Here is a 25,192-nt window from a genome sequence, read left to right on the forward strand (position 1 = left end):
TTGTCGTCTCCAAGACTCGGGCCGCGCGTCCCGAAGACAGCGCAGCGACAACGCGGCACTGAGGCGACCTTGACGCTTGACGCTCGCCGCTCGGGTGGGCGACCGTGATCACGGTGAACGAACGCCACACGACGGACCTGGCCGAGGCCCGCTTCGCGGCGCTCGTGACCGAGGCCGAGACCGCTCGCCGTCGCGGCAACTGGCGCGAGGCCGCGAGCTGCTTCCTCGCTGCCGCCGCGATCCAAGACCCCGCGCAGGCCCCCGACAACGGCCTGACCCGCTCGCATTCGCTGACCCTGCGCGCGGCCGACTGCCACGTTCGCGGCGGGGCGCTCGGCCACGGCTGGCGGCTGGTCCAGCGGCTGCTCGAGACCTCCGACATCCAGCCGCCGACATCCTCGACCAGGGCGCTGCTCGGCTCGACCTGGCGAAGGGGTCGCTTTTTGGTCAAGGACGCCGAGCTCGCTGGCAAGGTCGAGACGCCCACGCCCGCCGACGAGCGGCGCATGATCGTACTAAACCAGGCCGCGAGCAGCCTGTCGCTGGTTCACCCGGCGCTCGCTGACGCCCTTCGCACCCTCGGACTGACCGAGGTCGCGCGCTTCGGCCAGGCCTCGGATCGCTGCCGCGCGCTGGCCAGCGAAGTCGCGATGCAGACCCGCATCGGCGGCCCCTTCGACAAGTCGGTCAAGAAAATGATCGAGCGCTGCACCGAGCTGGCGCAGCAGACCAACGAGCCCCTCGACGAGGCCTGGCGTCAGCTCGCCCTCGCGACCTACGAGTTCAGCCACGGGCGGTGGCGCAGCTGCGTCGAAGCCTGCGAGCGCGCCGACACGATCTTCGCCGAGCTCGCCGACGAGGGCCTCGACATCGCCCATGAGCGCGCCCGCGTCGCCGCCCTGCACTGGTTCGCGCTCGCGTGGCTCGGCGAGCTGGTCGAGCTGCGTCGGCGACTCGACCGGCGGATCCTCGAGGCCGAGGGCCACAAGGACTCGCTGATGCTGCTCGAGGCCCTGACCGGCCAGCCGATGTTGGTCTGGCTCGCGGCCGACGAGGTCGAGCCCGTCCGTGCTCGGACCCGCGAGCTGCTCGAACGCCAGCGGGCCGTGGTCGGGGCGCCGTGGCCCGAGAGCGGCTACCGCCGCCAGCAGTATCGAGACCTCATGGCCGAGGTCCACGCGTGCCTCTACCGCGGCGATCCGACCCCGGCGTGGGCGGCCGTGGTCGCTCAGTGGCGCGAGCTCGAGTCGGCCTTCTACCTGCCGATGCGCATGCTCGGTCTGGAGATCCGCGTGACCCGGGCGCGCGTCGGCCTCGCGCTGATCGAGCAGTTCGATCGGGACCCCGAGCTCGCGCGCGCGCGCCTGCTCGCGCAGTCGGGGCTCGGGTCGAGCAGCTGGGATCGCGCGCGGGTGCTCGGCGACGTCAAGGGTCTGATCGACCAGACGCGGCGCGACCCGAGCTGCGTCGCGCCCGGGTTGAGCAGCCTGCTCGGCGCTGGGCTGCACAACCTCGAGGGTCGACGCGAGGACGCGCAGATCAGCCTCGACGCCGCCGTGCGCGAATTCAACTCCGTGGATATGCAGCTGCACCGCGAGTGCGCTCGCTATGCGCTCGGGGAGCTGATCGGCGGGGGCGAGGGCGGGCAGCTGCAGGATCAGGCCGAGACCTGGATGCGGCGGCAGAAGGTCGCCTACCCGCGCAAGCTCGCGGCCTCGCAGGCGCCCGGGTTTGGGTTGGCGTAGGAATTTCGGAGCGGCGTGATCGCGCTGCGAATGTTCAGCTGGTTCATATGCCCAGCAGCACCCACGCCGCTGCTCTGGCATGCTCCTCGACGTGATCGAGACCCACCAAAGAACTGGATTCCCTGACGTCCCGATCGACCCCACCCGGGGCGAAGATGTCGACAACCGCGACCTCCTCGGTCTCGAGGACCACGCCGCGGCGCTCGCGGGGTTCATCAAGATGTGCAGCACGCCGATGACGATCGGCATCCAGGGCGACTGGGGCTCCGGCAAGACCTCGCTGATGAACCTCGTGCGCGCCAAGCTCGACGACGGCAGCACGCTCAACATCTGGTTCAACACCTGGCAGTACGCGCAGTTCGGCAACGAGGATCAGCTCGCCAGCTCGATGCTCGTGAACTTGATGCAGAAGGTCAAGATCAAGGGCAAGCCGTCGAAGTCGGTCTGGCACAACGCCAGCCGCTTCATCCGTGCCGTGGTCCAGGCGACCAAGGTTAGCGGCGGAGGTGCAGCTCTCGAGGGCAAGTCCATGCTCGACGTGCTCGAGGGCCGCAGCGACCTCGACGAGGCCGGCCTGTTCGAGCAGATGAAGATCGACTTCGCCACCGTCATTCGTGACTGCCTCGATCAGGAGCGCGAGGGGGTCGCGCACGAACGTGTGGTGATCTACATCGATGACCTCGATCGTCTGGCCCCAAGCAAGGCCGTTGAGCTCCTCGAGGCCGTCAAGAACCTGATCGACGTCGAGGGCTGCGTGTTCATGCTGGCGATCGACTACGACGTCGTCATCCGTGGCCTGCGCCAGCGCAAAGACTACGCGACCGAGGACTTCCGCGAGAGCGAGGGCAAGAGCTTCTTCGACAAGATCATCCAGGTTCCCTACCGGATGCCCGTCGAACGCTATACGACGCAAGACTTCCTTCGCAGCCACTTCGAGCGGGTCTACGGGGCCCTGACCGATGACGCGGAGGGCTTCTTCGAAGATGCCGCAGCCGAGTTGACCGAGCTGTCGGTCGGCAACAATCCGCGCGGGCTCAAGCGCGCGCTCAACATCCACTCGCTGTTCTCCCACCTCATCCAGATCGGCCGCGAGGATGATGAGGTCGGCGACAGCGAGCGCCTCGTGACCTTCGTGCTCGCCTGCGTTCAGGTCGCGCTTCCGCAGATGTACTCGCTGCTGGCAAAGCACGAGCCGCCGTTTCGCACGCTAATTTCGCTCACGATGCCCGAAGTCTACAATCTACTCGAGCGCAGCGACGACTCGGGAGACTTCCGCACGATTGCCTACCAGCTCGACGCGCGCGTCGACGAAGTGCGTGGCTATGAGCCGACCCCGGCTCCCGAGGAGGAGGACGACGACGACGACGGACCCGCCGACTCGCTCCGCAGCCTGATCTCGGACCTCCGCCGCATCGTGAAGGCCAGCGACACCGCGATGATCAAGCGGATCCGGGGCCTCGCCCAGATCGCGCTACAGGCGCTCGATCTCGACAGCGACAACATCTACTCGGACTACGAACTCGAGATCCTCGACAACGCGCTGAGCGTGACGTCCTCGACCACCCTGGAGAGCGGCGAGGCCGAACAAGTGGAGACAGCAACTCCACCCACCCGCCGTGGAGTTGGCTTCAAGGAGCTCTCCGAGACAGTCCCCGCTTTCAGCGGTCGTCCGATGCTCGTGTTTCGGGATCCGGTCACCGGCGAGTCCGATGAGAACTTCAAGCGATGGCCCGACTACGAGGCCGACATCAAGCGGCTGCGCCTGATCGTGGATGGCGAATCGGTTCGAATCAAAGCCGAGACCCAGCGCGTCCTCGAGCTGCGAGAGCAGCGAGCCCTTCGCGCGCAAACCGAGGCCGAGCGGAATGGCCGCTTCAACGCCAAGCTCTACTGGCTGGTCGACGGAGACGCCGACGCACGTAGCGTTGATGCGCTGTTTCACGACTGGAAGGCGATTCAAAGCGCCGTCGTGGACACACGCAGCCCCAAGGGTCGAGGGGCCTACGACGCTCGCGTGCTCGCATGCCTGCGGTTGCACGGAGGGGAGTATATTCCTGCCCGCGTGATCGAGGAGCAGGTCGGCGGCTCACGGACTCAGCTCCGCGCATCATTGAACAGGCTGATCGAGCGCGGCGAGGCCACCTACAAGGGCCGCGCCCGCGGAACCCGCTACGCCAGCATCTAGCAGTCCGGGGTGCACTGCATCGTGTCGCCTCGCGCCGGAATGTTCGCCGAGGGCGCGAAGCCAAAACGCCGCTGTACCGGGCGTACTGCAAGTTTTGGCGACAAAGCCCTCGGCGAAAAGGCCAAGCGAGGCGGCGCGATGCAGTGCACCACGGGCTGCTAGCCCTAAATCAAGCGCTGAATTTAAAAAGCTGAATGATTTAGGGCTAGTACGAGCCGCAAGGCGAGCGTTTGGGGTGAGCGAAGGGGGCTTTGCCGCCGCAGCGAGGGGCCTTTTTGAAAGGCCCCTTGAAGACTAGAAGGCCTGAGTCGAGCGCGCAGCGCTTGATTCAGGGCTAGCAGCCCTCATCACTCCGCCAGCCAGCTGCGCAGCCCACAGACCCGGGCCTGCGCGCGCTTGAACGCCCGGGCGTGATTGCGCCGGTCGATCGTCGACTGGGCGTCAAACAGCTCGAAGGCCTCGCGCATCCCACCGAGCCGGGCGGCCGCGCGCTCGAGCACGATCCCGCGGAACACATCGAGGTCCCCGAGCTCAAGCGGGCTACCGCGTGTGAGCAGCTCCTCGATCAACGCGTCCGCGGCCCGCTCGAGCTCGCCGAGGACCGCGCCGCCGCCATGGCCATGGTGCGACTCGTGGGTCAGCGCGAGGGCGACGTGGCCATCCTCGATCCGCGCGGCCTCGGGCGCCTCGGCCAGACACAGCGCCCAGGCCCGGCGGACCACGTTGTCGAGCTGGCGCAGATTGCCGGGCCACTCGGCGGCGCACAGCAGCTCGCAAGCCTGACGACTCAACGCCCGCGAGCCCCGCCCGCCAGCCTCGTCGCAGCGCCGCGCGGCCATGAAGTTCGCCCACCCGGGGATCTCGTCCCGGCGCGCGTCGAGCCCCGGCAGCTCGACGACGAGCACGTGAACCCGGTAGTAGAGATCTTCGCGAAACTCGCCCTGCGCGACGGCGCGCTCGAGATCGACGTTGGTCCCAACGATGATCCTCGCGGCGCAGCGCCGGTCCTGGCGGTCGTCACCGAGCACCCGAAAGCTGCGATCCTCGAGCAGACGCAAGAGCCCGGCCTGGCAAGCGAGCGAGAGCTTGTCGATCTCATCGATGAACAAGGTCCCGGCCCCGGCGCGCGTGACCCCGCCGTCTTGGTCGCGGACCGCCCCGGTGAACGCCCCGCGTCGCCAGCCAAACAGCTCGGCGATCTGCATGTCGCGGGGGACCGACAACAGATCGACGGTCACGAAGGGCGCCTCGGCCCGCGTCGAGCGTTCGTGGACCCAGCGCGCGATCGATGACTTGCCGGTCCCGGTCGGGCCGGCGAGCAACAGCGTCTCGGGCAAGGTCGCGTAGGTCGCGAGGCGCGTCACGATCGGCCGCATGCCCTCGCCCACGACCGGCAGGTCGAGATGACCCGAGGTCACCGCTTTGTCCGAAGAGCCCGACCGGGTCGGGGCGCTGCGCGTGCGGTCCATTTGCTCGGCTCGCGGCGGGCGAGCGACAAGAAGGTAGTCCTGTCACCAGGACGCGGAACCCAGTCGACGCGGCAGACATTGCGATTCGGGCGGCCCGCCCGCCGCGCGTCCGCGGTGGACGTCGGCTTGCGTCCGCCGCGGACGCAGCGGCGCGAGAGACTGGTCTTTTGTACCAAAGATCAGGGCGACTCCGACCAGGCACGCGCGTTGCTTAGGCCCGCGGCATGGACACCCAATCCACTCGCACTCACAAATTCATGCTCACCTCACTCAGCTGTCTCGCCGTCTTGGTCATGTCCACCGGGGGCTGCGATACGGAGGAGCTCGAGGCCACACCACCCGAGCTCGAAGAGGCCGCCGCGCCCACCGCCGACGACGCCCCGCTCGTCAGCGAGACCCCCGATCAGATCCAGGGCCTGGCCCCGGTCGGGTTCGACGAGGAGCGCCAGCTCTACGACTACGACCGCGACGCCGACGGATACTCGGACTACGCCGAGTCGCTCGACGGCACGGACATGAACGACCCGCGGAGCAACGCCGCGCTCGACGACGCGCCCGAGCCCGACGGGCTCCAGGCCGACTTCCCCGACGGAGACTGCCGCTCGGGCTTCGAGCACGCCGGACCGCGCCTGTGCATCAGCGAGGAGCTCGCGCCCCAGCGGCGGTACTTTCGCGCGGCCAATTTCTGCCGCAGGCGGCACAGCACAGTCTGCAGCTACGAGGATCTGACCTACCTCTACCTCAACACCGACGACGACGAGTACTACAACCCCAAGAACAAGTGGATCGGCAACATGGTCGACGACAACCAGGCGCTGTGCGGCAACCGGAGCATCGACTACGACAACGATCCCGACTGGCGTGACTTCGAGGGCGTGTGCGACAAGTTCGACCGCCGCCGCTTCTGGTGCTGCCACGACGACGACCAGGGCGGCGGCGGCTGGTGATCAGTGCCCGGACTTGGCGACCAGCTCGGCCCAGTTGGCCCGACCGGCCGCCGCATAAATGATGCGATCACCAACCTGAGACTCGATGCCCTTGAAGGTCGTGTGGCTCACCGCTCCGCGATTCACGGCCATCACGTTGATGGCTTGGTCGTGGAGCGCTTTTGCCATCTCACGGTAGGGCACGCCCGCGCCCTCGACGTCGACGCTGAACAAGGTCGTCCCCCGCCGGTTGCTGGTCAGGACCCCGACGAGCTGGGCGACGCCGGGATCGTGGACCTCCTGGACGAGCAGGTTGCCCGCGATGCTCATGCCGAGGATGACCGAGTCGCAGTTGCACGAGTCGAACAAAGGCAGGTGGCGTTCGTCCACGCACTCGGCCACGATGTGGATCTCGGGCTTGATGCGATCGATGACGCTGACGGCGGCGGCGACGATCGCGTCACTGTTGCGATCGCTGTAGTCGGGGCTCAGGACCATCGCCATCCGGCAGCCGTCGATCGCCGCGCGCGCGTAAGTGTCGACGTCGTGAGACGAGCCGCGGATGAAGACCACGTCCTTGGCCGCGAAGGGCAGCTCCTCGATCGCGGTGCTGACGATCACGATCTCGCTGTCGCCGTACTCGGGGTCACCGCGGATCTCGTCGATGACCTGCTTGACGCGCTGCTCGCTGGGGAAGTGAACGAGGAGGATGTGATCCCGAACCATGGCGCGACCGAGCCCTTTTTGTGCGTTGGACATGGCCGTGCTCGCCCAATCCATGACCATGCCGAAGAACAGGCTGAAGGTGGTCAGCCCGAAGATGATGATGAAGACAATCGTCCCAATTCGCCCGCCGACCGTCGTCGCCGAGTAGTCGCCGTAGCCGATCGTCGTGACCGAGACGACGCTGTGCCAGCACGCGTCGCCCCAGCTCAGGGTCGGAACGACGGTCCGCTCGAACAGGTAGAAGGTCAGGGCGTTGCCGACGATCGCCACCGTCAGCAGCAAGGCGACGAGGCCCAGCCCGGTCGAGCGTCGGGCGCGAACATGGCGCGCCAGTCGTACGAGTCGCAGCAGCAGCACGGTCGTCCTCGCCGCGGACCCTAGCACGGGCCGCCGTCGACAGCGCACGACGGCGGCGCTAAGGTCCGCTGCGATGCGCCGCGCTGCGATCACCTGGCTGAGCCTGCTGACCCTCGCCTGCACGACCCAAGACACCAAGCAGGCCGAGCCCGCGGCCAAGGCAGACGCGGCGACCGAGCCCGCGCCCGAGCCCGAGCCCGAGCCCGAGCCCGAGTGGCAGCCCACCCGCCGCGAGCCCAAGCCCGAGATTGCCCGCAAGGATCTGGTCGCCGAGGATCTCCCAGAGGTCCCCACGCTCGAGACCCTCGCGCTCGCGCCGAGCGGCGAGGGTGAGTTCGCGCTGCCCGAGGGCACCGACGAGCTCGCCCCGCGGGCGGCGGTCGCCCTGCGCGGTGGTCTCTTGCTCGCCGGTCAGGCCTACTTTCAGCGCCGCCCCGGTCGCCCGTCGCCGAGCTGGCGCTGGCTCGGCTTCGTCGCCAGCTCGGACCAACGCACGAGCTCGACCAAGCTCGACTCCGGGGCGGTCCGGGCCGCGGTCGCCGACGGCAAAGGCGGCGCATTCCTGACCGGCACCCACGGGATCGGCTTCGACGCCCGCGGGTGGTTCGGGGCCGTCGACGGCGACGCCCAGCTCGGTGTCCAGGTCGACCTCGACAGCCCCAACACGACGGAGATGTTCGACGTGCTCGTCGGCGCGACCGAGGGTGAGCTCGCGCTTGTCGGCGGCTACGTCGACGCCCAGGGCTGGCTGGTCTCGCTCGACGCCAAGGGCGAGCAACGCTGGCAAAAATTCATCGGCAGCTACGGCTACACCCAGATCCGGGGCCTGGCCCGGCGAGGCGAGGGCCGCGAGGACCTGCTTGCGATCGGCTCGCGCGCGAAGGCCTTCGGCGAGTCGTGGTGGGCCAAGTGCCCCGGCGACGGCGGGGCCGGAGCCGCGGGGGACGACGTCGAGCAAGACAAGCTGACGATCGAGGGCGCGGACCCACACCAGCTGCTGCGGGCGATCGTCGACCTCGGTGACGCGGGCTTCGTCGCCCTTGGCACCGCGAAGAAGAACTACCTCCAGGCCCACGATCAGCTCGTGGCCGTGGGCTTCGATCGTGACGGCGCGCCGACCTGGTCGAAGGTCGTCCCCGACGTCCGGGTGACCGACGTGTTCGGCGGCCAGACCCGGGGCGCGGCCGCGGTCTTCGTGGTCGCGGTCCCGTCGACGAACCCCGAGGCCGCGCCTGCGCTCGCGCTCGTCGAGCTCAGCGCTGCGGGCCCGACCACGGCCCGGCAGCTCGACGACAGCGAGGGTTGGGCCAGCGCGGGCTTCGTTGACGGGGCCGAGGGCGGCGTGCTCCTGAGCTACGCGCCGAGCGAAGCGGGCATCAAATGGCGGCAGTCGCCGTCGGCCAAGTGATCGCGATCTGACCCGGCCTCGGGCCGTCGTGGACGCCCAACGCTGGCCGGGCCCCGGCCAATTCTCCAGCTCGCGAGTTCGGTACGGTCCGCCGTCACCGTCCGTCACCGCGGTCGGTCAAGACCGCCCCCCTTCGTCCGAATATTGCCATTAGATCGGTCCTGGGCCCGGTTCGGAGCCTCGGTCAGAAACGGTGACAGCCGCACGCCGCGGTGATCCCCACGTGACCCCAGCGTCGCTGACGGTCACGAGGATGGGGTTCATGCTGGTCGTGCGTCGGGGCGGCGAGCCTTCACCCGAACCCCCGACCCGCAGCTCAACAATCACCACAGTCGTCGAAGCTCGCCGGACAAATACCCACATTACAAAAGGGATACATCACCATGGCCATCAAGTTCGGACGCAAGCAGATCCCCTCGGGCTTCGCCCCCAACGAGTTCACCTACCAGGGCCGCCCGGCCAAGGACCAGGGCGACTTCGCCGATGACGTCGGCATCGCTGACATGGCCTCGGTGAATCAGTTCGACGACCGCAACAGCTCCAAGTACTACCACGCGGGCGTGCTCGAGGCCCGCGGGACCTGGTTCGTCTACACCGAGTGGGGCCGGATCAGCGGCGGCCGGAGCTGGTCGGGGGCCTCGCCCAAGTCGGGCATGAACTTCATGTTCACCAAGTGCGCGAGCGAGGCCGAGGCCCGGGCGGCCTTCGCCAAGCAGTGCCGGTCCAAGAACCTCGGGCGCCTGACCAAGAAGCAGGTCGGCAGCAAGACGATCTGGGTGGCCAAGACCGACAAGGCCGGCAAGGCCAAGGACGCGTACATTGTCCAGTCCCTCGCAACCCGCGAGCGCGGCCTGCCCGACGCCTACTCGATCAAGGACGACACGGGCGTGGTCAAGGCGGCCAAGCCCGCGAGCAAGACGAAGGCCGCCAAGTCCAAGTCCAAGTCCAAGTCCAAGTCCAAGCCCAAGCCGAGCAAGAACTTCCAGCCCCAGGTCGTGGCCCTGGCCAAGGACCTCGTCGGCGGGACCCGCGAGTACGCCCGCGCCGCGTCCCAGGCGACCGGCGTGATCCCGACCATGAGCTCGATCACCGAGGTCCGCGACGAGTTCTTGCCCCTCGCGATGGAGCGCATCGCCGGGATCTCCAAGGCCAACCCCAAGCGCAAGCGCGAGAGCCAGAGCGCGTGGGAGCGGCGGCTGCTCGACCTCCAGATCAGCGACGACAAGCTCGTGAGCATCTCGAAGCTCGTCGCCGCGCTCGTGCCCCGGGTCATCCCCCGCGGCGGCTCGGCTCGCCAGCGCGCCGCGGCCACGATCCTCTCATCGGACAACGTCCTGTCCATCCAAAACGACCTCGACGCCTTCGCCTCGTCGCTCCAAAACGAGGACTTCAGCGTCGAAGACAAGAAGACCGAGGACGAGATCGACCCCGACAAGGTCCTCAACGCCCAGCTGACCTGGATCGACCCCAAGTCGACCAAGGGCAAGTGGCTGGCCGCCGTCTACAAGGCCATGAGCAACAACCGCCACTCCTACATGAAGGGCAAGCTCGTGATCAAGAACATCTTCGAGGTCCGGCGCCCCGATCGCGATGAGAAATTCGTCAAGGCCGTCGCCTGCGTGGCCAAGAAGCTCGGCAACAAGAAGGTCAAGGAGCGCGCGCGGCTCCAGCCCGTGCGCCGCAGCGACCTCGCCGACATCCAGGCATACGCCGACAAGGCCAACGTGTTCCTCGGCATTCACGGGACCCGGGCCGTCAACATTCACCCGATCCTCGGCGGCAACCTCCGGCTCCCGCGCTCGCTGCCCGGGGCCCAGATCACCGGGGCGGCCTTCGGTCACGGGATCTACTTTGCGACCGATTGGCGCAAGTCCTACGGCTACACCGGGCACGGCAACAGCTATTGGGCCTCGGGCGGCAACATCCGCGGTCGCGGCTTCTTCATGTTCCTGTCCGACGTGGTCATGGGTGATCCCTACATGGCGCGCTCGTGCGGATCGTGGGCGAGCCCGCCCAAGGGCAAGGACAGCGTCGCGGCCTACGACAAGTACGTGTCGAGCCTCGCCAATGACGAGCACATCATCTTCGACCCCAACTATCAGCGCATTCGCTACGTCGTCGAGGCCAGCTTGAGCTGAGCGAGCGCCTGCCCCTCCCCCGTCCGAGACCCACCACCACGAAACGAGCTTCGCCATGACCACCGCCACCGCCACCGACATCAACACCGACGATCAGCCCAGCATCGCAACCGAGCGCACCTGGCAGGACGCCGTGTGCACCCTCATCGACCACGCGTCTGTCCACGGCAGCTGCTTCTCCTCGGGCGAGCTCGCGCGGGCGCTGCGAGTCGAGCGAGCGGACTTTCGCTTCGCCGTCACCGAGCTCGGCGAATTCGTCAAAGACCTGTTTCATCAAGGCGCGATCGAATACCGCGATCGCCACGGCCAGGTGACCGCCGCGGTTCAGGTCCCGCGCCGAACCGACGGCCGCAGCCGGACCCCGGCCGGGACCGAGGTCTTCGTCTACGCGCCGACGCCGGTCCTCGGTCAGGCCCACGACTTCGAGGTCGAGATCCCGCGCCCGGGCTTCACCCCGACCGCGCTCGAGCGCCAGCGCTTCGCCGCGGCCGCGGCCCAGGCCAACGCCGAGATGGTCGCCTCGGTCCACGGTGACGGGCGCCTGTGCATCCCCCGGCGCGCGTTCGAGCAGCTGTCGCACGCGACCGGCGTGTCGATCCGCGGCGGCGACAAGATCTGGGTTGGGGTCGAGCTCGGCGCGGGCGAGACCTTGCGGGTCTACCTCGAGCAGCGCGACGGCTGCGACGAGCACGGGCTCCAGCCCGACCGCGGGCGCGTGCGCTTCACGGCCCCAGCTTCGCTGACCAGCTTCACGCCCGGGGCTCGGTTTGCGATCGAGGTTGACGGTGATGGTCTGAGCATCGCGCTCGATCCGCTCGACGGGTGAGCATCGATCGATCGCAGCTCCCGGCTCGAGCCATGCTCGGGCCGGTTTTTTTGCGCGCTACATCGGCACGCAGTCGACGGGACCCCACGGGGCCCCGATCGCCGCACACGGCGCGCTGTAGCCGTCCATCGTCGTGACCACGTCGACCTGCCCGGTCATGATGTCGACCGAGTACAGCTCGTCGCTCCCGCTGCACGCATACAGGACCTCGTTGCCGGGGTGCATCTCGGCGCCGACGCTGGTGAAGTTGAGGCTGAGGGCGACCTGGTCCTTCTCGACCGAGGGGTCGCTGCCGTCGAGCACGCGCAGGACGTCGCCGGACGCCTCGATGAAGTAGAGCTCGTTGACCTGGGCGTTGGACCAGGTCAGGCCGTGATTGCCGACGTTGAAGTTGAAGTTCGTGATGACCTGGGTCGAGGCGTCGGACGGGTCGATCTCGAGCAGCACATCGGAGCCCGCGCTCACGCCGTACATGAGGTCGTTCGAGTTGACGGCGATACCCGCGATCCCCGACTGAGCGAAGACCCCGACGAGCTCGGCCTCGCAGGTGCACGGGTCGAGGGTCATCAGGTTCTGATCGCGGACGGCGTACAAGACGTTGTCGAGGAAGGCGAGCGAGGTGAACTGCTTCTGCGGGACGCCCATCGGCAAGGTCACGTCGTCGCAGATGATGTCGGTCTCGCCGAGCTGGTCCTCGGACAGGTCGATCCGAAGCAGGCGCACGGCTTGTCCGACCTGGTCGGAGGTCAGCAGCCACTCGCCGAAGATCGGATCAGGGTCGCCATCTCCGTCTCCGTCGCCGTCGCCATCTCCGTCGCCGTCGCCGTCGCCGTCGCCATCCCCGTCCCCGTCCCCGTCTCCGTCCCCGTCGCCATCTCCGTCCCCGTCGCCATCTCCGTCCCCGTCGCCATCTCCGTCTCCGTCTCCGTCGCCATCTCCGTCCCCGTCGCCGTCGCCCGGGTCACCGTCGCCATCACCGTCCTGGTCACCGGACTCCGAAGGCTCCGCGGTCTCGCTCCCGGCGGTCTCGCTCCCGGAGCCCGTGCCCCCGTCACCCTCGGCGACCCCGTCGTCACCGCACGCGAACACCACGCAGACAAAACCCAAGATCAACAGCTGACGATTAACCATGCGCGCCTCCTCGCAGACGGTCCCGCGGGTCGGCGCGCGCTGTCAACCGCGCTCAGCCCCGCGCTCGTCGCCGCCGCAGCCCGAGCAGGCCAACCCCGGCCAGCAGCCACCAACCCGACGGCGTCGTCCCGCTCGAGCTCGGAGCTGAGCTGCACGCGCAGCCCTCTTTGCTGCCGTCAAAGTCGTCGCCACCAAAGTCCGTCGCGCCCGTGGTCCCCGCGTCGCCGTCTTCGCCTCCGTCGCCACCATCTGCGCCGCCCTCGTCGGGGTCGGGCTCGGGCTCCGGTGGAACCTCGGCGTCACCGATCCCGATCGCGACAGGATCGGACTCGACGATGTTGCCGGCCCAGTCCTCGGCGACAGCGACCATGGTGTACACGCCCTCGTTGACGAACTGAGCGTTGAAGAAGCCGTAGGGGTCCGCGAGGTCCGAGGCCACGTCCGCGCCGTTGATCTCGAGGCGGACCTCCTTGATCGAGTAGCCCGAGGGGTCCTTGAAGGCGTCGACGAGGATGTCGAGCGAGCTGTCGACCGCAAAGGTCTCACCCCAGATCGGCTCGGTGATCGCGACCGTCGGCAGCTTGGCGTCGTCGAACTCGTCCCACGCCGGCCCGCACACGTCGCTGACCGAGCTCGTGGGCGTACCCGCGCACCAGCTGTCCCACGAACCCGAGCCCTGGTTCTGAGGCTGGGCCATGAACCCGCCGCAGCTCGGGCCGGGCGCCCAGTTACCCTCGAAGTCGGTGCACGGGGTCACGTCGAGGCCGCTCTCGGCTTCGATCCACTGCAGCGCCCCCTCGAGCAGCGAGTGGGTCCCGTTGCCACCGCAGCCGCCGCTGACCGTCGACGCGATACCAAAGGTCCGCCAGCTCCCGTCGGGGAACTGCACGAAGGCTGGACCACCAGAGTCCCCCGGGCACACCGACGAGGTCCCCACGCCGCCGAGCGAGACCTTGTTGCCGGGCTTGTCGACCGCGAGCAGGGTGGTGAAGCCCCAGTTCTTGGTCCCGGTGTCCCCCTGCAAGGTCTGGCCAAAGCCAACCACCGCGACCTGCTGGCCGATCTGGATGATCGTGTTCTCGCACGGGCCGGCGACCGGCGGCGTGATCGGCAGATCGGTGACCGGGTTCTGAAGCCGGCAAAACGCCCAGTCGTGGCCTTGGTCGTCCGTCCCGGCGTAGTCGGGGTTGGTCCGGCAAAACGCGATGGGCTCGGTCCGCCCGCCGCTGAACGCGCTCTCGCCGAAGCGAATGGTCTTGTTGCCGCCGCCGCAGTGAGCCGCGTACACGACCAGCTGCTCGTGGATCAGCGTGCCCGTGCACAGGCCACCGCCACCGCTCACGGCGACCGCCGTCGGCCAGGCGCACTGGCCCACACCCGAGCCGTTGGCGATCAGCGGATCCTGATCGGGCCCATCGATACCCTCGGGTGAACCGGCCTGCGCGAGGCAGGGGAGCGTGAGCACGGCAAAGAAAGAAAGGTGGGCGAAGGGGGATAGGTTTCGCGAGCCCATGAGACGGCGCCGATAGTGCCCTCTCCCGCCAGATTTTTCCTGTAAAACCCCACACTCCTCATATTTCCGCGTAAAATGTGACTTTGCGGACCGGCGCTCGCGGGGCGCATCGTACGCTGGCACTGATGGGCCATGTTGGAGCGCCGAGCGGATCGCGTCCGAGCTCGCAGCCATCGTCGAGCCCCGGCCGGTCCTCGCCCAAGCCGACACCTGGTGTCGCACACTCTTGCCCATTGTCAGTGGTTGTTTCAGTAGCCCACAACGCCCGCCCGTCAGCCTATAGTGGACCCGTGACGCGCTTTACAAAGGAACTGGGGTTGATGTCGCTCGCGCTCGTGCTCGGCTGTGGAGATTCGACGAGCGACGGCGGGGCTGAGGCCAACTCGGCCGGGAGTGAGACCGCGGACGAGAGCGGGTCGGCGAGCAGCAACGAGGGCTCCGATCAGGACGGCGGCGACGGTGACTCCGGTGACGGCGACGGCGACCCCGGTGACGGCGACGGCGACCCCGGTGATGGCGACGGCGACCCGGGTGATGGTGACGGCGACACGGGTGATGGTGACGGCGACACGGGTGATGGTGACGGCGACACGGGTGATGGTGACGGCGACACGGGTGATGGTGACGGCGACACGGGTGATGGCGACGGCGACACGGGCGACGGCGACGTCGACGCGTGCGCGAAGGTCGACTTCTTGTTCGTGATCGACAACTCGATCTCGATGCTGCCCGAGCAGGACGCCCTGACCGCGGCGTTCCCGGGCTTCATCTCCGCGATCGAGAACAGCCTCGACACCGACGATCACATCCTCGTGACCGACACGGATCTGAGCGGCTGGTGCACGCCCGGCAACTGCGCCAACCCCAACAACCTCCACGAGACTTGCGAGGGGCCCAACGGCTACGCATGCACGATGGAGGTCGAGGAGTGTGACATCACCCTCGGCGCGGGCGTGGTCGAGCCCGCCGGCCAGGGCGCGAGCAACATGTTCTGCGACCCCTTCGGCGGCAACCGCTACATCATCGAGGCCGAGCCCGACAAGAGCAGCATGTTCGACTGCATGGCCCACGTCGGCCTCGCCGGTTTCCCAACCGAGCGCCCGATCGACGCGATCGTCCAGGCTGTCAGCGAGCCCCTCAACGCCCCCAACGGCTGCAACGACGGCTGGCTACGCGACGACGCGATCCTCGTCGTCACCTTCATCAGCGACGACGACGGCAACAACGAGGTCAACTCGCCCCAGGAGGCCTTCGACGCCGTGCTCGCCGCCAAGGGCGGCGACCTCGATCGCATCGTCACCCTCGGCCTGACCCCCGGCGACGACAACAACTGCTCGTTCACCCCCGGCGCCGGCGATCACTGGGTCGAGTTCATCGACAAGTTCGGCGACCAGGGCCTCCACGGCCCCAGCTGCGACGACGACTACGTCCCCTTCTTCCAAAGCGCCGTCGACGTCATCGTCCAAGCCTGCCAAGCAAACCCAATGTAGTTTTAGACCCCCCCGGCCGTCAGCGACTTTAGACCCCCCCGGCCGTCAGCGACTTTGCCACGCACGGCCGCAAGCGGCCGGTCGCTACGTCGCTACGCTCCTTCGCTCGGTGGGCTGGTATGAGCTTGGCAGCGGTCTCCGTGGCCCCCTAAAAGGGGGCTCAATTCGCTTCGAAGGAGAGGGGGCGTAGTGCGGAGATGTTCGCCGACATCCTCCACACCAACCCGACCTCCACTAGCGCAGCGACCGACCGACCGGCCGCTTGCGGCCGTGCGTGGCAAAGTCGCTGACGCCCGGGGGGGTCTAAACCAGCCCTTTTTTAGGGGGCCACGGAGACCATTGCGTAGCTCATACCAGCCCACCGAGGGAGGGAGCGCAGCGACCGACCGACCGGCCGCTTGCTGCCGTGCGTGGCAAAGTCGCTGACGCCCGGGGGGGTCTAAACCAGCCCCCTTCTAGGGGGCCACGCAGACCTTTGCCAAGCTCATACCAGCCCACCGAGGGAGGGAGCGCAGCGACCGACCGACCGGCCGCTTGCGGCCGTGCGTGGCAAAGTCGCTGACGCCCGGGGGGCGTCTAAACCAGCCCCCTTCTAGGGGGCCACGGAGACCATTACCAAGCTCATACCAGCCCACCGAGGGAGGGAGCGCAGCGACCGACCGACCGGCCGCTTGCGGCCGTGCGTGGCAAAGTCGCTGACGCCCGGGGGGCGTCTAAACCAGCCCCCTTCTAGGGGGCCACGGAGACCATTACCAAGCTCATACCAGCCCACCGAGGGAGGGAGCGCAGCGACCGACCGACCGGCCGCTTGCGGCCGTGCGTGGCAAAGTCGCTGACGCCCGGGGGGGTCTAAACCAGCCCCCTTCTAGGGGGCCACGGAGACCATTGCCAAGCTCATACCAGCCCACCGAGGGAGGGAGCGCAGCGACCGACCGACCGGCCGCTTGCGGCCGTGCGTGGCAAAGTCGCTGACGCCCAGGGGGGTCTAAAACCAATGAGGCATGGAGCCGTGAGGCGCGCGGAAGTAGCGGTTGGGGCTAACTAGCAAGAAGTTGCTCACCCGGCTCGTATACAAGCAAGCATAGTTCTCGAGCTGCGCACCAAAAAAGCTCGCGTCATATCGCTCGGCAAACACCGAGCCCCAGTAGCGATTAAACGCGCGGTCGACCTCGGCGCTGCGCTGCTTGACGTACTCGCCGACGGAGTCCTCGTGGTTGCGCAGACGCTTGAGCCGCTCGTACGCGCGGGCCCGGAGCTCGTCGAGCAGGGCCACGGCCGCGGCCTCGGTCATGTCCTGACGCCGGGCCGCGTACTCCTCACCGACGGCGGTGGGGCTGAGCAGCTCGAGCCCGCGCTGGAGATAGCGCTGATCCGAGACCTCCTCGCTGAGCCGCTCCCACAGCTCCGAGAGCGCGCGGATCTCCTCGAGCGCGACGTGGTGATCGGCGCGGACCCGCATCTCCCGCTCGAGCTCCTCGGCGATCAAGACGGTCCGCCAGCCCGAGGTCTTCTTGCTCTGAACGATGTCGCCGTAGATGTGGTCGCCGACGTAGAGGATCTCGTCGGGCGACACGCTCAGGACCCGCTGCAAGCCCATCTGGTTGCCGCCCTCGTAGACGCGGCCCTTGGCCGGCTCGGCCACGGGCTTGCCCACCCTGCGACCGGTCTCGATGTCGATCTCCCAGTAGGGCTCGGAGTCGGTGAAGAAGCCGGGCTTGCAGCTGCCGACGATGACCCAGTCGAAGTAGCTGATCCAGCTGTCGTAGGTCGAGTCCTCGCCGCCGAGGATGTAGCGCATGACCTTGTCGGTGTAGGGGAAGTAGCTGTTGGTCAGCAAAAACAGCTTCTTGCCGGCCGAGCGCAGCTTGTGGAGGGTCGCGGCGAGGTCCGGATCTTTGTCGAAGTAGGCGGCGACGTCGGCCTTGATCCGCGACTTGATGCTGTCGTCCTGGTGGGCCTCGTCGATCGCGTGGCGCACGCTGTTCCACGCGGTCGCGTAGTCCGGCGGGCCGCCGGGGCCCCAGACCTCCGGCGACTGATCGATGAGGTCGATGACGGCCGCGTAGAGCGTGACCTCGGGCAGCGAGAACAGCGTGTCGACGTAGCTGAAGCGCGTGCGCTCACGGCCGACCCGCTGCGAGCTGTAGATCGCCTTGCGTTGGGCGCGGTTGAGCATCGTCCGGCCGTGGTAGACGCGGCCGACGTAGCCGTGACGATCCATCTTGAGCAGGTTGCCGCGGAGCTTGTCGACGAGCAGCCCACGGATCGCAAACTCGGGATCGGGCTGAACCTCGCGCAGGACCTCGGGCCAGCCGGCGAGGATCAGCTTGGCGATCGTGGCCTCGAGCGAGAGGGCCTCGAGCTCGGCCTGGCGGTAGCGCGCCAGCGTGTAGTCCATGTCGAAGCCGACGACGGGGACCTTCTCGAAGTCGAGGTCGCGGTTGGTGAAGATCCGTCGCGGTCGGGGGGTCTCGTGCTCGTGTCCGACGCTGCGTAGGAGCCTGCGGATGGGGTCGGGGAGTTCCTGCTCGCTCGCCATTCGTCCGGCGAGGTTAGCACTGTGTCGATACATCGCGACATCGCGCGCGAGGAATCGCGGGCTCCCTGCGCAGCTGCCGGATTGAGCCCCCGCCGCTAGGGTTGGCCGATGATGACCAAAAGCTCTCGCCTGGCCCCGTCTGCCTGATCCCTGCCCTGCTCCTCGCCTGTTCGAGCGCCGCGCAGACGTCCGACGACCAGGGCGAGCTCCAGGGCTGGGTCGCCAAATAGGGCCCGATGGGCGAGGGCCCGAGCGGGGAGACGACGGTCACCGGATGTCGGGCGAGTCATAGGCCTTCGGGCTCACCGTCGACGAGGCCAGCGACGCCTATGCCGTGGGGGGCCGCCCGACCACCCACGGCCGACGGAGCCGGCCCCGGCTGGGAGCTGATGCCCGCCGCCGGCGGCACGGGCCACAACCACTACCCCGTCGCGCGGGGTCACGACTCCACCGGGGCGCTCTACCTCTCCATCCGCGACCTCAGCTCGCCCTCGCCCGGATCGCGTTTTTCTGCTCGCTCGTCTGCTTCGTCTCACCAGCCTCGGCGGTACCAAACGCAGGCTCACCGCCTGACCTCCGGCCGCCGTCAGAGTGTGATCGCCGAGTATTACTGCAACGCGGGCCGAGCGGGCCAAGCTTGTTTGCGCCGCCCCGCATGGGAGGCGACAATCTCACCATGCGCCGCCCCGCCCTGCTCCCGCTCGCGTTCTTCGCCAGCTTCGCCCTGACCTTCGCCTGCGCTGGCCCCGGAACCGAGGCCGACGAGCTCGGCGTCGGCGCGGAGTGCTCGGGCGCCGCAGACTGCCTCGACGGTCAGGCGTGCCTGGCCCAGTTCAAGGGCGGCTACTGTGGCATCAAAGACTGCGAGCTCGATGTCGACTGCCCCGAGGGCGCGGCCTGCGTCGCCCACGACGACGGGAACAACTATTGTTTTCGGATCTGCGTCGACAAGGCAGAGTGCAACCTCAACCGCGGGCCCGACGTCGAGTCGAATTGCTCGGCCAACATCACCTTCACCGACGGAGGCGGCGGCAAGGCCTGCGTTCCCCCTTCCGCTTAGGATCCTAGCAGCCCGGGGTGCAATGCATCGTGTCGCCTCGCGCCGGATTTTTTGCCGAGGGCGCGAAGCCAAAACGCGGCTGTACCGGGCGTACTGCAAGTTTTGGCGACAAAGCCCTCGGCGAAAAGGCCAAGCGAGGCGGCGCGAGGCATTGCACCCCGGGCTGCTAGACTTGAATCGAGCGCGCGGCGCTTGATTCAGCGCTAGCCCGGCTCAATCGGCACGCAGCAGCCCGTCTGACAAAACCAGCCTATCTCGCAGTCCGAGATATCCGTGCATGACGTCACGCCGTCGGGGCACCCGGGCTCGTCGCACTCTGGCGGCAGATCGTCTGGATCTTGGCCGAAGCAAAGCTCGCACAGCTCGGGCTCACAGGGGTTGTTGCAATTCTCGAAGAAGGTGCAGGACTGGCAAGCGTCGAGGTTCTCGAGCGAGCATTCGGCGCCATCCAGATAGACGAATTGCCCCTCGATCTCGCAGCAGCCGAAGCAATCGCAGCCGTTGGGCACCAAGGGCGTGCAAAAGTCGAGGCAGTTCTGGGGTAGTTCGACGCCGCACATGTTGAAGTTCGGATCGTACTCGCAGCCGATCTCGGCCCCGGGATTCTCGGGGTCGCACTTGAGGTTCCACTCGCATTGGTCGTCGCCGCCGCCCGAGTTGTCGTCGAAGTAGCAGTCGCCCTTGCAGTCGTTGTTCTGGCCCGGCAAGTTGGTCTCGAAGGTGCTCTCGTCGTCGTCGCAGGGCGAGATGCACTCGGGGTCGAACAGATCGATGACCCCGTCCATGTCATTGTCGATCGTGTCACCGCATTCGTAGACCTTGTTGCCGCAGTAGATCGCCTCGGGGGCGGCGTCCTCGAGCAGGCACATGGCCGAGCAGCCGTCGCCATCTTCGGTGTTGGCGTCGTCGCACCCCTCGTCGGGGCCCTCGAAGCCGTCACCGCAGACGTTGTTGGTGCAGTCTGACAAGCACGCGAAGGTGTCGCCATTTTCGTCGCCGTCGTCGCATTCCTCGCCGGGGTCGATCACGCCGTCGCCACACGTGGCCCCGTCGCCGTCGCCGTCTCCGGTGTCGCCATCCCCGTCGCCGTCGCCCGAGTCGCCGTCGCCGTCGCCGTCGCCGGGGTCACCGTCTCCGTCACCTGTGTCCCCGTCACCCTCTCCCGTGCCACCGTCGTTGTCACCCGAGTCGCCGTCACCCTCACCTTCACCTTCACCTGGGCCGGTCTCGGCCCCTGTCGCCTCCCCCTCGCTGTTGGTTCCGCCACAGGCGATCGACAGTGAGAGCCCCGCGCAGAGGATCAAGGAGAGTCGGAGACTCGACATTGGGGCGTTGGACAGCGTGTTCATCGTCGTTTCCAGAGTCCTTCGTTGGTGCCCACCACGGGCTCAACGCGGGGTCAGCCCGCGACAGTCACGACCTGGCCCCAAGCCTTCGAGCAGCGAGTGAACCTCGCCCTCGACCGCGGAGCCCGGCCAGCGGTGAAGGTAGAGCTCGTACGCGCAGCGGGCTTCGTCCCCGCGCTTGGCGTTGCGCAGGAGTCGGCCGAGATCCAAGACGGCCGCGCGAGTCTGGCTTGCGTGAGGGTGCTCGAGGACGAGACGACGCAAGACGCCGATCGCCTCGTCCCGCTTGCCGGCGACGAGCAGGGAGTCGGCTTCCCGAGCGAGAACCGCCGCCGACGGCTCCGGCGAGTTCGCCTCGGGTGCCCCCTCCTCGATGTGCTCCACGCTGATCGCGGTGCGATGTGTGACCGCCGCCCCGGCGTCAACCCACGCGGCCACGCCAGTGTGCAAGCGAAGCGCTGCGCTGCCCTCGACGATCTCGATTGTCGCGCTGCCCTCGACCAGTTCGAGCTCTCGATCAGGCAGCGAGACCCTCAGCGCGTGGCCGGGGGTCGCGCGGACCTCGAGCTCGTGGACTCCCTCACCGAGCGCGATCGACCACGGACCGCGGACCTCCACGGTGCTGCTCGAGCGCAGCCTGATCGCGTGGGCGAGCCCATCTAACGATGCCGATCCCGAACCGCCCTCGGCGTCAACTTTGGACGCTGCGCCGTCGGGGTCGAGGGCGAGCTCCTGTGCTCCGGCTTTGCGGTCCGAGAGCAAGGGTGACAGCAAGGCAATGGCAGCGATCGAAGCGGCGAGGGCGAGCGCTGCGCTGAGCATCAGCGTGCGTCGCCCCTGGGTCCGGCGCCGCTCCTGCTCGAGCCCGGCGAGGACGGCCTCGGCGGTCACGCGGGTCGCGGTGATCGGCTGCTCGCGCGCGGCCTCGACGAAGCGGCGCAGGCCCGGGGTCACGAGCTCATCGGCCTCGCCCCCGCTCACCGCCCCTGCTCCTCGCCCGAAGGACCGAAGACCTCGAGGGCCTGGCACAGCAGCGCCTCGGCCCGGCGGGCCCGATAGGAGACCGTGCTGATCGGGACCTCGAGGGCAGCGCTGGCCTCGTGCAGAGACATGCCCTCGATCGCCCGCGCGACAAAGGCCTCGCGCAGCCGGGGCGAGAGCTGACCCAGCGCTTCGTAGAGGCGCTCGCGGTGCTCACGGGTCTCGAGCTCGTCGTGCGGCGTGGGGGGGCTGCCTTGGGGAACCTGGGAAGCTTGTTGCTCACGCCGACGGCGACGGCGGTCGCTGTCCCACCAATTGCGGACCTTGTTTGCGGCGATGCGGTACAGCCAGGTTTGGAGCTCGCTGTCGCCGCGGAAGCGCGCGAGGCTGCCGAAGGCGGCGATGAAGACCTCCTGAACGAGGTCGTCGACGGCCGCCGGATCGCCGGTCATGCGCTGGATTTGCGCGGTGACCCGGACCTTGTGGAGCTCGAAGAGCTCACGCTGGGCGGCGGGGTCATGACGACGCGCGCGCGCGAGCAGCTCGTGGGCAGCGGTCGCCCGCTCGGGCGCCTTCGGGTGGAGGCGATGAACAGTCGCCCCCTCCGAGCACCCCTCGGTGCCGCCCCGATCACCCACGGGGGCCATTGTAGCCCGGTGCACAACTGATAGACCGCCCCGATCACCGCAATTCCAAGCGCCACCTCAGATCCCGACGCCAACCTCGAGCACGAGCAGCCAGCGCAGGTGACCTCGGTGAATTACATCGTCGGTGCCGCGCACGCGCAACGCAGAAAAGGTGGTCTCCACTCCGGTTCGGACACCAAGGACCACGCGCTCGAAGCGGTACTGCGCGAGCGCACAGAGCTCGCCGCCCCCCGACCACGCCGTGGCCGAGCGGAGCTGTTCGGCGTGAGTCCACTCGAGCGCCGGCATCACCAGCCCGCCGACCCACAGTCGCCGCCGAGCGATGGGGCCCCCCGCGGCGAGGCCCAGCCCGACGTCGAGTTGGTGCACGCGGAGATCTTTGGACCGACCGTGAGACCAGCGCACCCGTCCACGCGGCTGGAGGCGATCGCCCAGGACCCACGCGCCACCACCGAGCCCGAGGCCGAAGTCGGGGTCCGGCGAGCGCGGCGGACCGAGCCCCACGTGGGTCTCCAGGCCGACGAAGGCGACCGGCAGCTCGACCTCTGAAACCTCGTCTTGGGCCTGATCAGAGCTCGGATCCGCCACGGGGGTCGCGGGCGGCTCCGTCACCGGGGTCTTGGTCTTGGCCTCAGTCTCGGACTCGGTCTCGGTCTCGGTCTCGGTCTCGGTCTCGAGGATCAGCGCCAGCGTCGACGCGAGCTCGCGGCTGCGCTCTTCATCGGTCTGACCGCTGAGCTCGACCGTGCGTCGCTTGGACTGCGCAGCCCCAGGCCGGCGCAGCGTGAGCGCGTAGCGCCCGGACAGCTCGCGCACGACCGAGATCTCCCAACGATCGACCTGGTCACCGACCCGCGCGCGCAGCCCAAGCTCGACCGCCGCGGGATCGAGGCCGTCCGCGCTGAACTCGTGAGCAGCGGGATTCCCCGGCGCCACAACCAGCACCGCGGCGAGGACGGCAGCAAGCCACATTTTGAGTCGTGCCACGTCGGGCTGAAAAAGGCCAGCTGGACCGCGCAGTGTAGCTACCTTGGAATTGATCGAGTTGGACCGGTCGAAGCAGCGTGAAGTTGAAGACAGATCCCTCCCATCCCCCGCTGTGGCTCGCTGCCGTGCTGATCACGGCTGTCGGGACAACGGCTGGCTGCTCGCGGGATCTCGACGTTGGGGCGGTGATCGGAGAAGCCTGCGGCCCAGGCGACGAGCAGCCCTGCGCGACCGGGCTGGTCTGCGAGCCCCGAGACGGCGACGGCGGCTACATCTGCGCCGGGCCGATCGAGCTGCGCGGCATGGTCATCGACGCCCTCGATGGCAGCCCGATCGCGGGCGCCCGCGTGCTCGCCCTCGATGACACGGGCGCCCCGGTCGGTGAGGTCGCGATCTCGGACGCCGACGGCGACTACACCCTGGCCATAGCGATCCCCCGTGACAGCGACGGCAACCCGGCGACGGCGCTCACGCTCACGCTCTCGGCCAGCGCGGCCGACTACCAGCTCTACCCGAGCGGGCTCCAGCCGGCGTTCCCGGTCAGCAGCTCGGAGGTCACGGCGGTCGAGGACGACCCCGACGACGACAGCGACGACCACCTGTCTGTCATCGAGAACGCTTCGACGACCGTCGGCCTCCTGCCGCTCGACGGCGCCAGCGGATTCACGGTCTCGGGTCGGATCGCGGGCGAGCGCGAAAACACTGCCGGCACCTTGGTCGTGGCCGAGGGCGCGAGCGGCAGCTACACGATCGCCGACCGCAGCGGCGCGTTCACGCTATTCAACGTGGCCACTGGCGCCAATACCGTTCGCGGCTACCGTGGCGGGCTCCAAGTCGTGCCCGAGGTGCTCGACGTCAACGCCGATGTCGACGGCGTCGTCCTCGAGCTCGCGGGCACCGGGCTCGCAACGGTCAGCGGCAGCGTCAACATCGTCAACGCGCCCGGCGGGAGCCTGACCTCCGTCGTGATGATCCCCAGCGCGCTGTTCAACGAGGTGTTCGAGTTTGGACCGGTCCCCTTCGGCCTCCGCGCCCCGGAGCCCGGCGTGGCGCCCGACGTCAGCTCGACGTGGACGATCCCCGGCGTGCCCGAGGGCACCTACAAGATCATCGCCGCGCTCGAGAACGACCTTTTGGTCCGCGACCCCGACACGAGCATCGCCGGGACCGAGATCCTCAAGATCAGCGTCGCCGCAGGCGAGACCATCGACCTTCAAGACAGCTTCAAGGTCACCGAGGCGCTCGGCGTCGTCGGGCCCGGGGCCGACGGACCGGAGGAGGTCACCGGTACGCCGACCTTCGAGTTCGACGACGACAGCAGCGAGGATCGCTACGAGGTGGTGGTCCACGACGCCCTCGGCGACGAGATCTGGCGCGACGATCAGGTCCCCGGCGTGTCCGGCAGCGCCACGGTGACCGTCGAGTACGGCGGCCCCGCGCTGACCCCAGGCATGTACTACCGGTTCCAGGCGACCTCATGGAAGGACGGCAACCCGGCCCCGAGCGCGCTGTCGCGGACCGAGGATCTGCGCGGCGTGTTCGTCTACGCCGAGTGACCGGAGCGGACGAGCTCGGGCGGCTGCGCTACGGCTCCTCGTAACCCAAGAAGTTCTCGACGCACACGTCAGCCATGACGTTGTCGTTGTTGTGCCCGCCGCCGTAGCCGACGTCGGGCGAGCTCATCGACCAGGCCTGCTGCAAGTTGGCGGGCGTCAGCG

General features: G+C 68.1%; 18 protein-coding genes. 9 read left to right on the forward strand and 9 right to left on the reverse strand.

The window, feature by feature from the left end; all coding sequences use genetic code 11:
- The first annotated feature begins 113 nt into the window (after positions 1–113).
- Together ENSA5_RS11590 and ENSA5_RS11595 are read left to right on the forward strand one after the other, a co-directional pair.
- The gene (locus tag ENSA5_RS11590; protein WP_146155585.1) at positions 114–1,745 is read left to right on the forward strand and encodes a hypothetical protein; all 1,632 of its coding nucleotides are present in this window, start codon (positions 114–116) and stop codon (positions 1,743–1,745) included.
- Between the two features lie 79 nt (positions 1,746–1,824).
- Entirely contained in the window at positions 1,825–3,930 is a 2,106-nt protein-coding gene (locus tag ENSA5_RS11595) for a KAP family P-loop NTPase fold protein (protein WP_106391708.1), read from the forward strand.
- A 347-nt stretch (positions 3,931–4,277) separates the two neighbouring features.
- Here the strand turns inward: ENSA5_RS11595 and ENSA5_RS11600 are convergent, their stop codons facing one another.
- Complete coding sequence (locus tag ENSA5_RS11600; protein ID WP_181197646.1) at positions 4,278–5,348, reverse strand: sigma-54-dependent transcriptional regulator; 1,071 nt, start codon at positions 5,346–5,348, stop codon at positions 4,278–4,280.
- A 308-nt stretch (positions 5,349–5,656) separates the two neighbouring features.
- Between ENSA5_RS11600 and ENSA5_RS11605 the strand changes: the two genes are divergently transcribed.
- On the forward strand, positions 5,657–6,346 hold the full coding sequence (locus tag ENSA5_RS11605) for a hypothetical protein (RefSeq protein ID WP_106391710.1): 690 nt from the start codon (positions 5,657–5,659) through the stop codon (positions 6,344–6,346).
- Here the strand turns inward: ENSA5_RS11605 and ENSA5_RS11610 are convergent, their stop codons facing one another.
- The gene (locus ENSA5_RS11610) at positions 6,347–7,408 is read right to left on the reverse strand and encodes a potassium channel family protein (protein ID WP_181197647.1); all 1,062 of its coding nucleotides are present in this window, start codon (positions 7,406–7,408) and stop codon (positions 6,347–6,349) included.
- Between the two features lie 73 nt (positions 7,409–7,481).
- Here ENSA5_RS11610 and ENSA5_RS37490 point away from each other — a divergent pair, with 73 nt between their 5' ends.
- From ENSA5_RS37490 to ENSA5_RS11620, 3 genes are all read left to right on the forward strand, one after another.
- Positions 7,482–8,816, forward strand: coding sequence for a hypothetical protein (locus ENSA5_RS37490; RefSeq protein WP_181197648.1), 1,335 nt, complete (start codon positions 7,482–7,484; stop codon positions 8,814–8,816).
- 383 nt (positions 8,817–9,199) lie between these two features.
- Positions 9,200–10,954, forward strand: coding sequence for a hypothetical protein (locus tag ENSA5_RS11615; protein ID WP_106391712.1), 1,755 nt, complete (start codon positions 9,200–9,202; stop codon positions 10,952–10,954).
- Positions 10,955–11,009: 55 nt separating this feature from the next.
- Complete coding sequence (locus tag ENSA5_RS11620; protein WP_106391713.1) at positions 11,010–11,780, forward strand: hypothetical protein; 771 nt, start codon at positions 11,010–11,012, stop codon at positions 11,778–11,780.
- A gap of 57 nt (positions 11,781–11,837) precedes the next feature.
- On the opposite strand, the gene ENSA5_RS37495 is transcribed toward ENSA5_RS11620, so the two are convergent.
- Positions 11,838–12,911, reverse strand: a complete 1,074-nt coding sequence (locus tag ENSA5_RS37495) for an NHL repeat-containing protein (RefSeq protein ID WP_181197649.1) — start codon at positions 12,909–12,911, stop codon at positions 11,838–11,840.
- A gap of 52 nt (positions 12,912–12,963) precedes the next feature.
- The gene (locus ENSA5_RS11630) at positions 12,964–14,376 is read right to left on the reverse strand and encodes a trypsin-like serine protease (protein ID WP_181197650.1); all 1,413 of its coding nucleotides are present in this window, start codon (positions 14,374–14,376) and stop codon (positions 12,964–12,966) included.
- A 338-nt stretch (positions 14,377–14,714) separates the two neighbouring features.
- Here ENSA5_RS11630 and ENSA5_RS37500 point away from each other — a divergent pair, with 338 nt between their 5' ends.
- The gene (locus ENSA5_RS37500; protein ID WP_181197651.1) at positions 14,715–15,914 is read left to right on the forward strand and encodes a hypothetical protein; all 1,200 of its coding nucleotides are present in this window, start codon (positions 14,715–14,717) and stop codon (positions 15,912–15,914) included.
- A 985-nt stretch (positions 15,915–16,899) separates the two neighbouring features.
- On the opposite strand, the gene ENSA5_RS11640 is transcribed toward ENSA5_RS37500, so the two are convergent.
- Entirely contained in the window at positions 16,900–18,453 is a 1,554-nt protein-coding gene (locus ENSA5_RS11640; RefSeq protein ID WP_181197652.1) for an HAD-IG family 5'-nucleotidase, read from the reverse strand.
- A gap of 676 nt (positions 18,454–19,129) precedes the next feature.
- On the opposite strand from ENSA5_RS11640, the gene ENSA5_RS11645 reads away from it, so the two are divergent.
- Positions 19,130–19,513: a hypothetical protein gene (locus ENSA5_RS11645; RefSeq protein WP_146155587.1), complete on the forward strand. Its 384-nt coding sequence runs from the start codon at positions 19,130–19,132 to the stop codon at positions 19,511–19,513.
- 203 nt (positions 19,514–19,716) lie between these two features.
- Here ENSA5_RS11645 and ENSA5_RS11650 read toward each other — a convergent pair whose 3' ends face one another.
- From ENSA5_RS11650 to ENSA5_RS37505, 4 genes are all read right to left on the reverse strand, one after another.
- The gene (locus ENSA5_RS11650) at positions 19,717–20,838 is read right to left on the reverse strand and encodes a hypothetical protein (RefSeq protein ID WP_106391723.1); all 1,122 of its coding nucleotides are present in this window, start codon (positions 20,836–20,838) and stop codon (positions 19,717–19,719) included.
- 63 nt (positions 20,839–20,901) lie between these two features.
- Positions 20,902–21,840: a tetratricopeptide repeat protein gene (locus ENSA5_RS11655; protein WP_106391716.1), complete on the reverse strand. Its 939-nt coding sequence runs from the start codon at positions 21,838–21,840 to the stop codon at positions 20,902–20,904.
- The gene (locus ENSA5_RS11660; RefSeq protein WP_181197653.1) at positions 21,837–22,478 is read right to left on the reverse strand and encodes an RNA polymerase sigma factor; all 642 of its coding nucleotides are present in this window, start codon (positions 22,476–22,478) and stop codon (positions 21,837–21,839) included. The genes ENSA5_RS11655 and ENSA5_RS11660 overlap by 4 nt, the downstream gene beginning before the upstream one ends.
- A 66-nt stretch (positions 22,479–22,544) precedes the next feature.
- Positions 22,545–23,474, reverse strand: coding sequence for a hypothetical protein (locus ENSA5_RS37505; protein ID WP_181197654.1), 930 nt, complete (start codon positions 23,472–23,474; stop codon positions 22,545–22,547).
- 185 nt (positions 23,475–23,659) lie between these two features.
- Here ENSA5_RS37505 and ENSA5_RS11675 point away from each other — a divergent pair, with 185 nt between their 5' ends.
- Positions 23,660–25,030 (forward strand): carboxypeptidase-like regulatory domain-containing protein, encoded by a 1,371-nt coding sequence (locus ENSA5_RS11675; protein ID WP_146155588.1) that lies wholly within the window; start codon positions 23,660–23,662, stop codon positions 25,028–25,030.
- Positions 25,031–25,192 lie beyond the last annotated feature (162 nt).

Origin of the sequence: Enhygromyxa salina, from assembly GCF_002994615.1 — a bacterium.
In the GTDB taxonomy this organism is placed as follows: domain Bacteria; phylum Myxococcota_A; class Polyangia; order Nannocystales; family Nannocystaceae; genus Plesiocystis; species Plesiocystis salina_A.

Excerpts from the sequence above, each read along its gene's own strand:
- ENSA5_RS11595 (WP_106391708.1), top strand. The coding sequence starts at position 1,825 with ATGCTCCTCGACGTGATCGAGACCCACCAAAGAACTGGATTCCCTGAC.
- ENSA5_RS11605 (WP_106391710.1), top strand. The coding sequence starts at position 5,657 with ATGCTCACCTCACTCAGCTGTCTCGCCGTCTTGGTCATGTCCACCGGG.
- ENSA5_RS37490 (WP_181197648.1), top strand. The coding sequence starts at position 7,482 with ATGCGCCGCGCTGCGATCACCTGGCTGAGCCTGCTGACCCTCGCCTGC.
- ENSA5_RS11615 (WP_106391712.1), top strand. The coding sequence starts at position 9,200 with ATGGCCATCAAGTTCGGACGCAAGCAGATCCCCTCGGGCTTCGCCCCC.
- ENSA5_RS11620 (WP_106391713.1), top strand. The coding sequence starts at position 11,010 with ATGACCACCGCCACCGCCACCGACATCAACACCGACGATCAGCCCAGC.
- ENSA5_RS37495 (WP_181197649.1), bottom strand. The coding sequence starts at position 12,911 with ATGGTTAATCGTCAGCTGTTGATCTTGGGTTTTGTCTGCGTGGTGTTC.
- ENSA5_RS11640 (WP_181197652.1), bottom strand. The coding sequence starts at position 18,453 with ATGGCGAGCGAGCAGGAACTCCCCGACCCCATCCGCAGGCTCCTACGC.
- ENSA5_RS11645 (WP_146155587.1), top strand. The coding sequence starts at position 19,130 with ATGCGCCGCCCCGCCCTGCTCCCGCTCGCGTTCTTCGCCAGCTTCGCC.
- ENSA5_RS11650 (WP_106391723.1), bottom strand. The coding sequence starts at position 20,838 with ATGTCGAGTCTCCGACTCTCCTTGATCCTCTGCGCGGGGCTCTCACTG.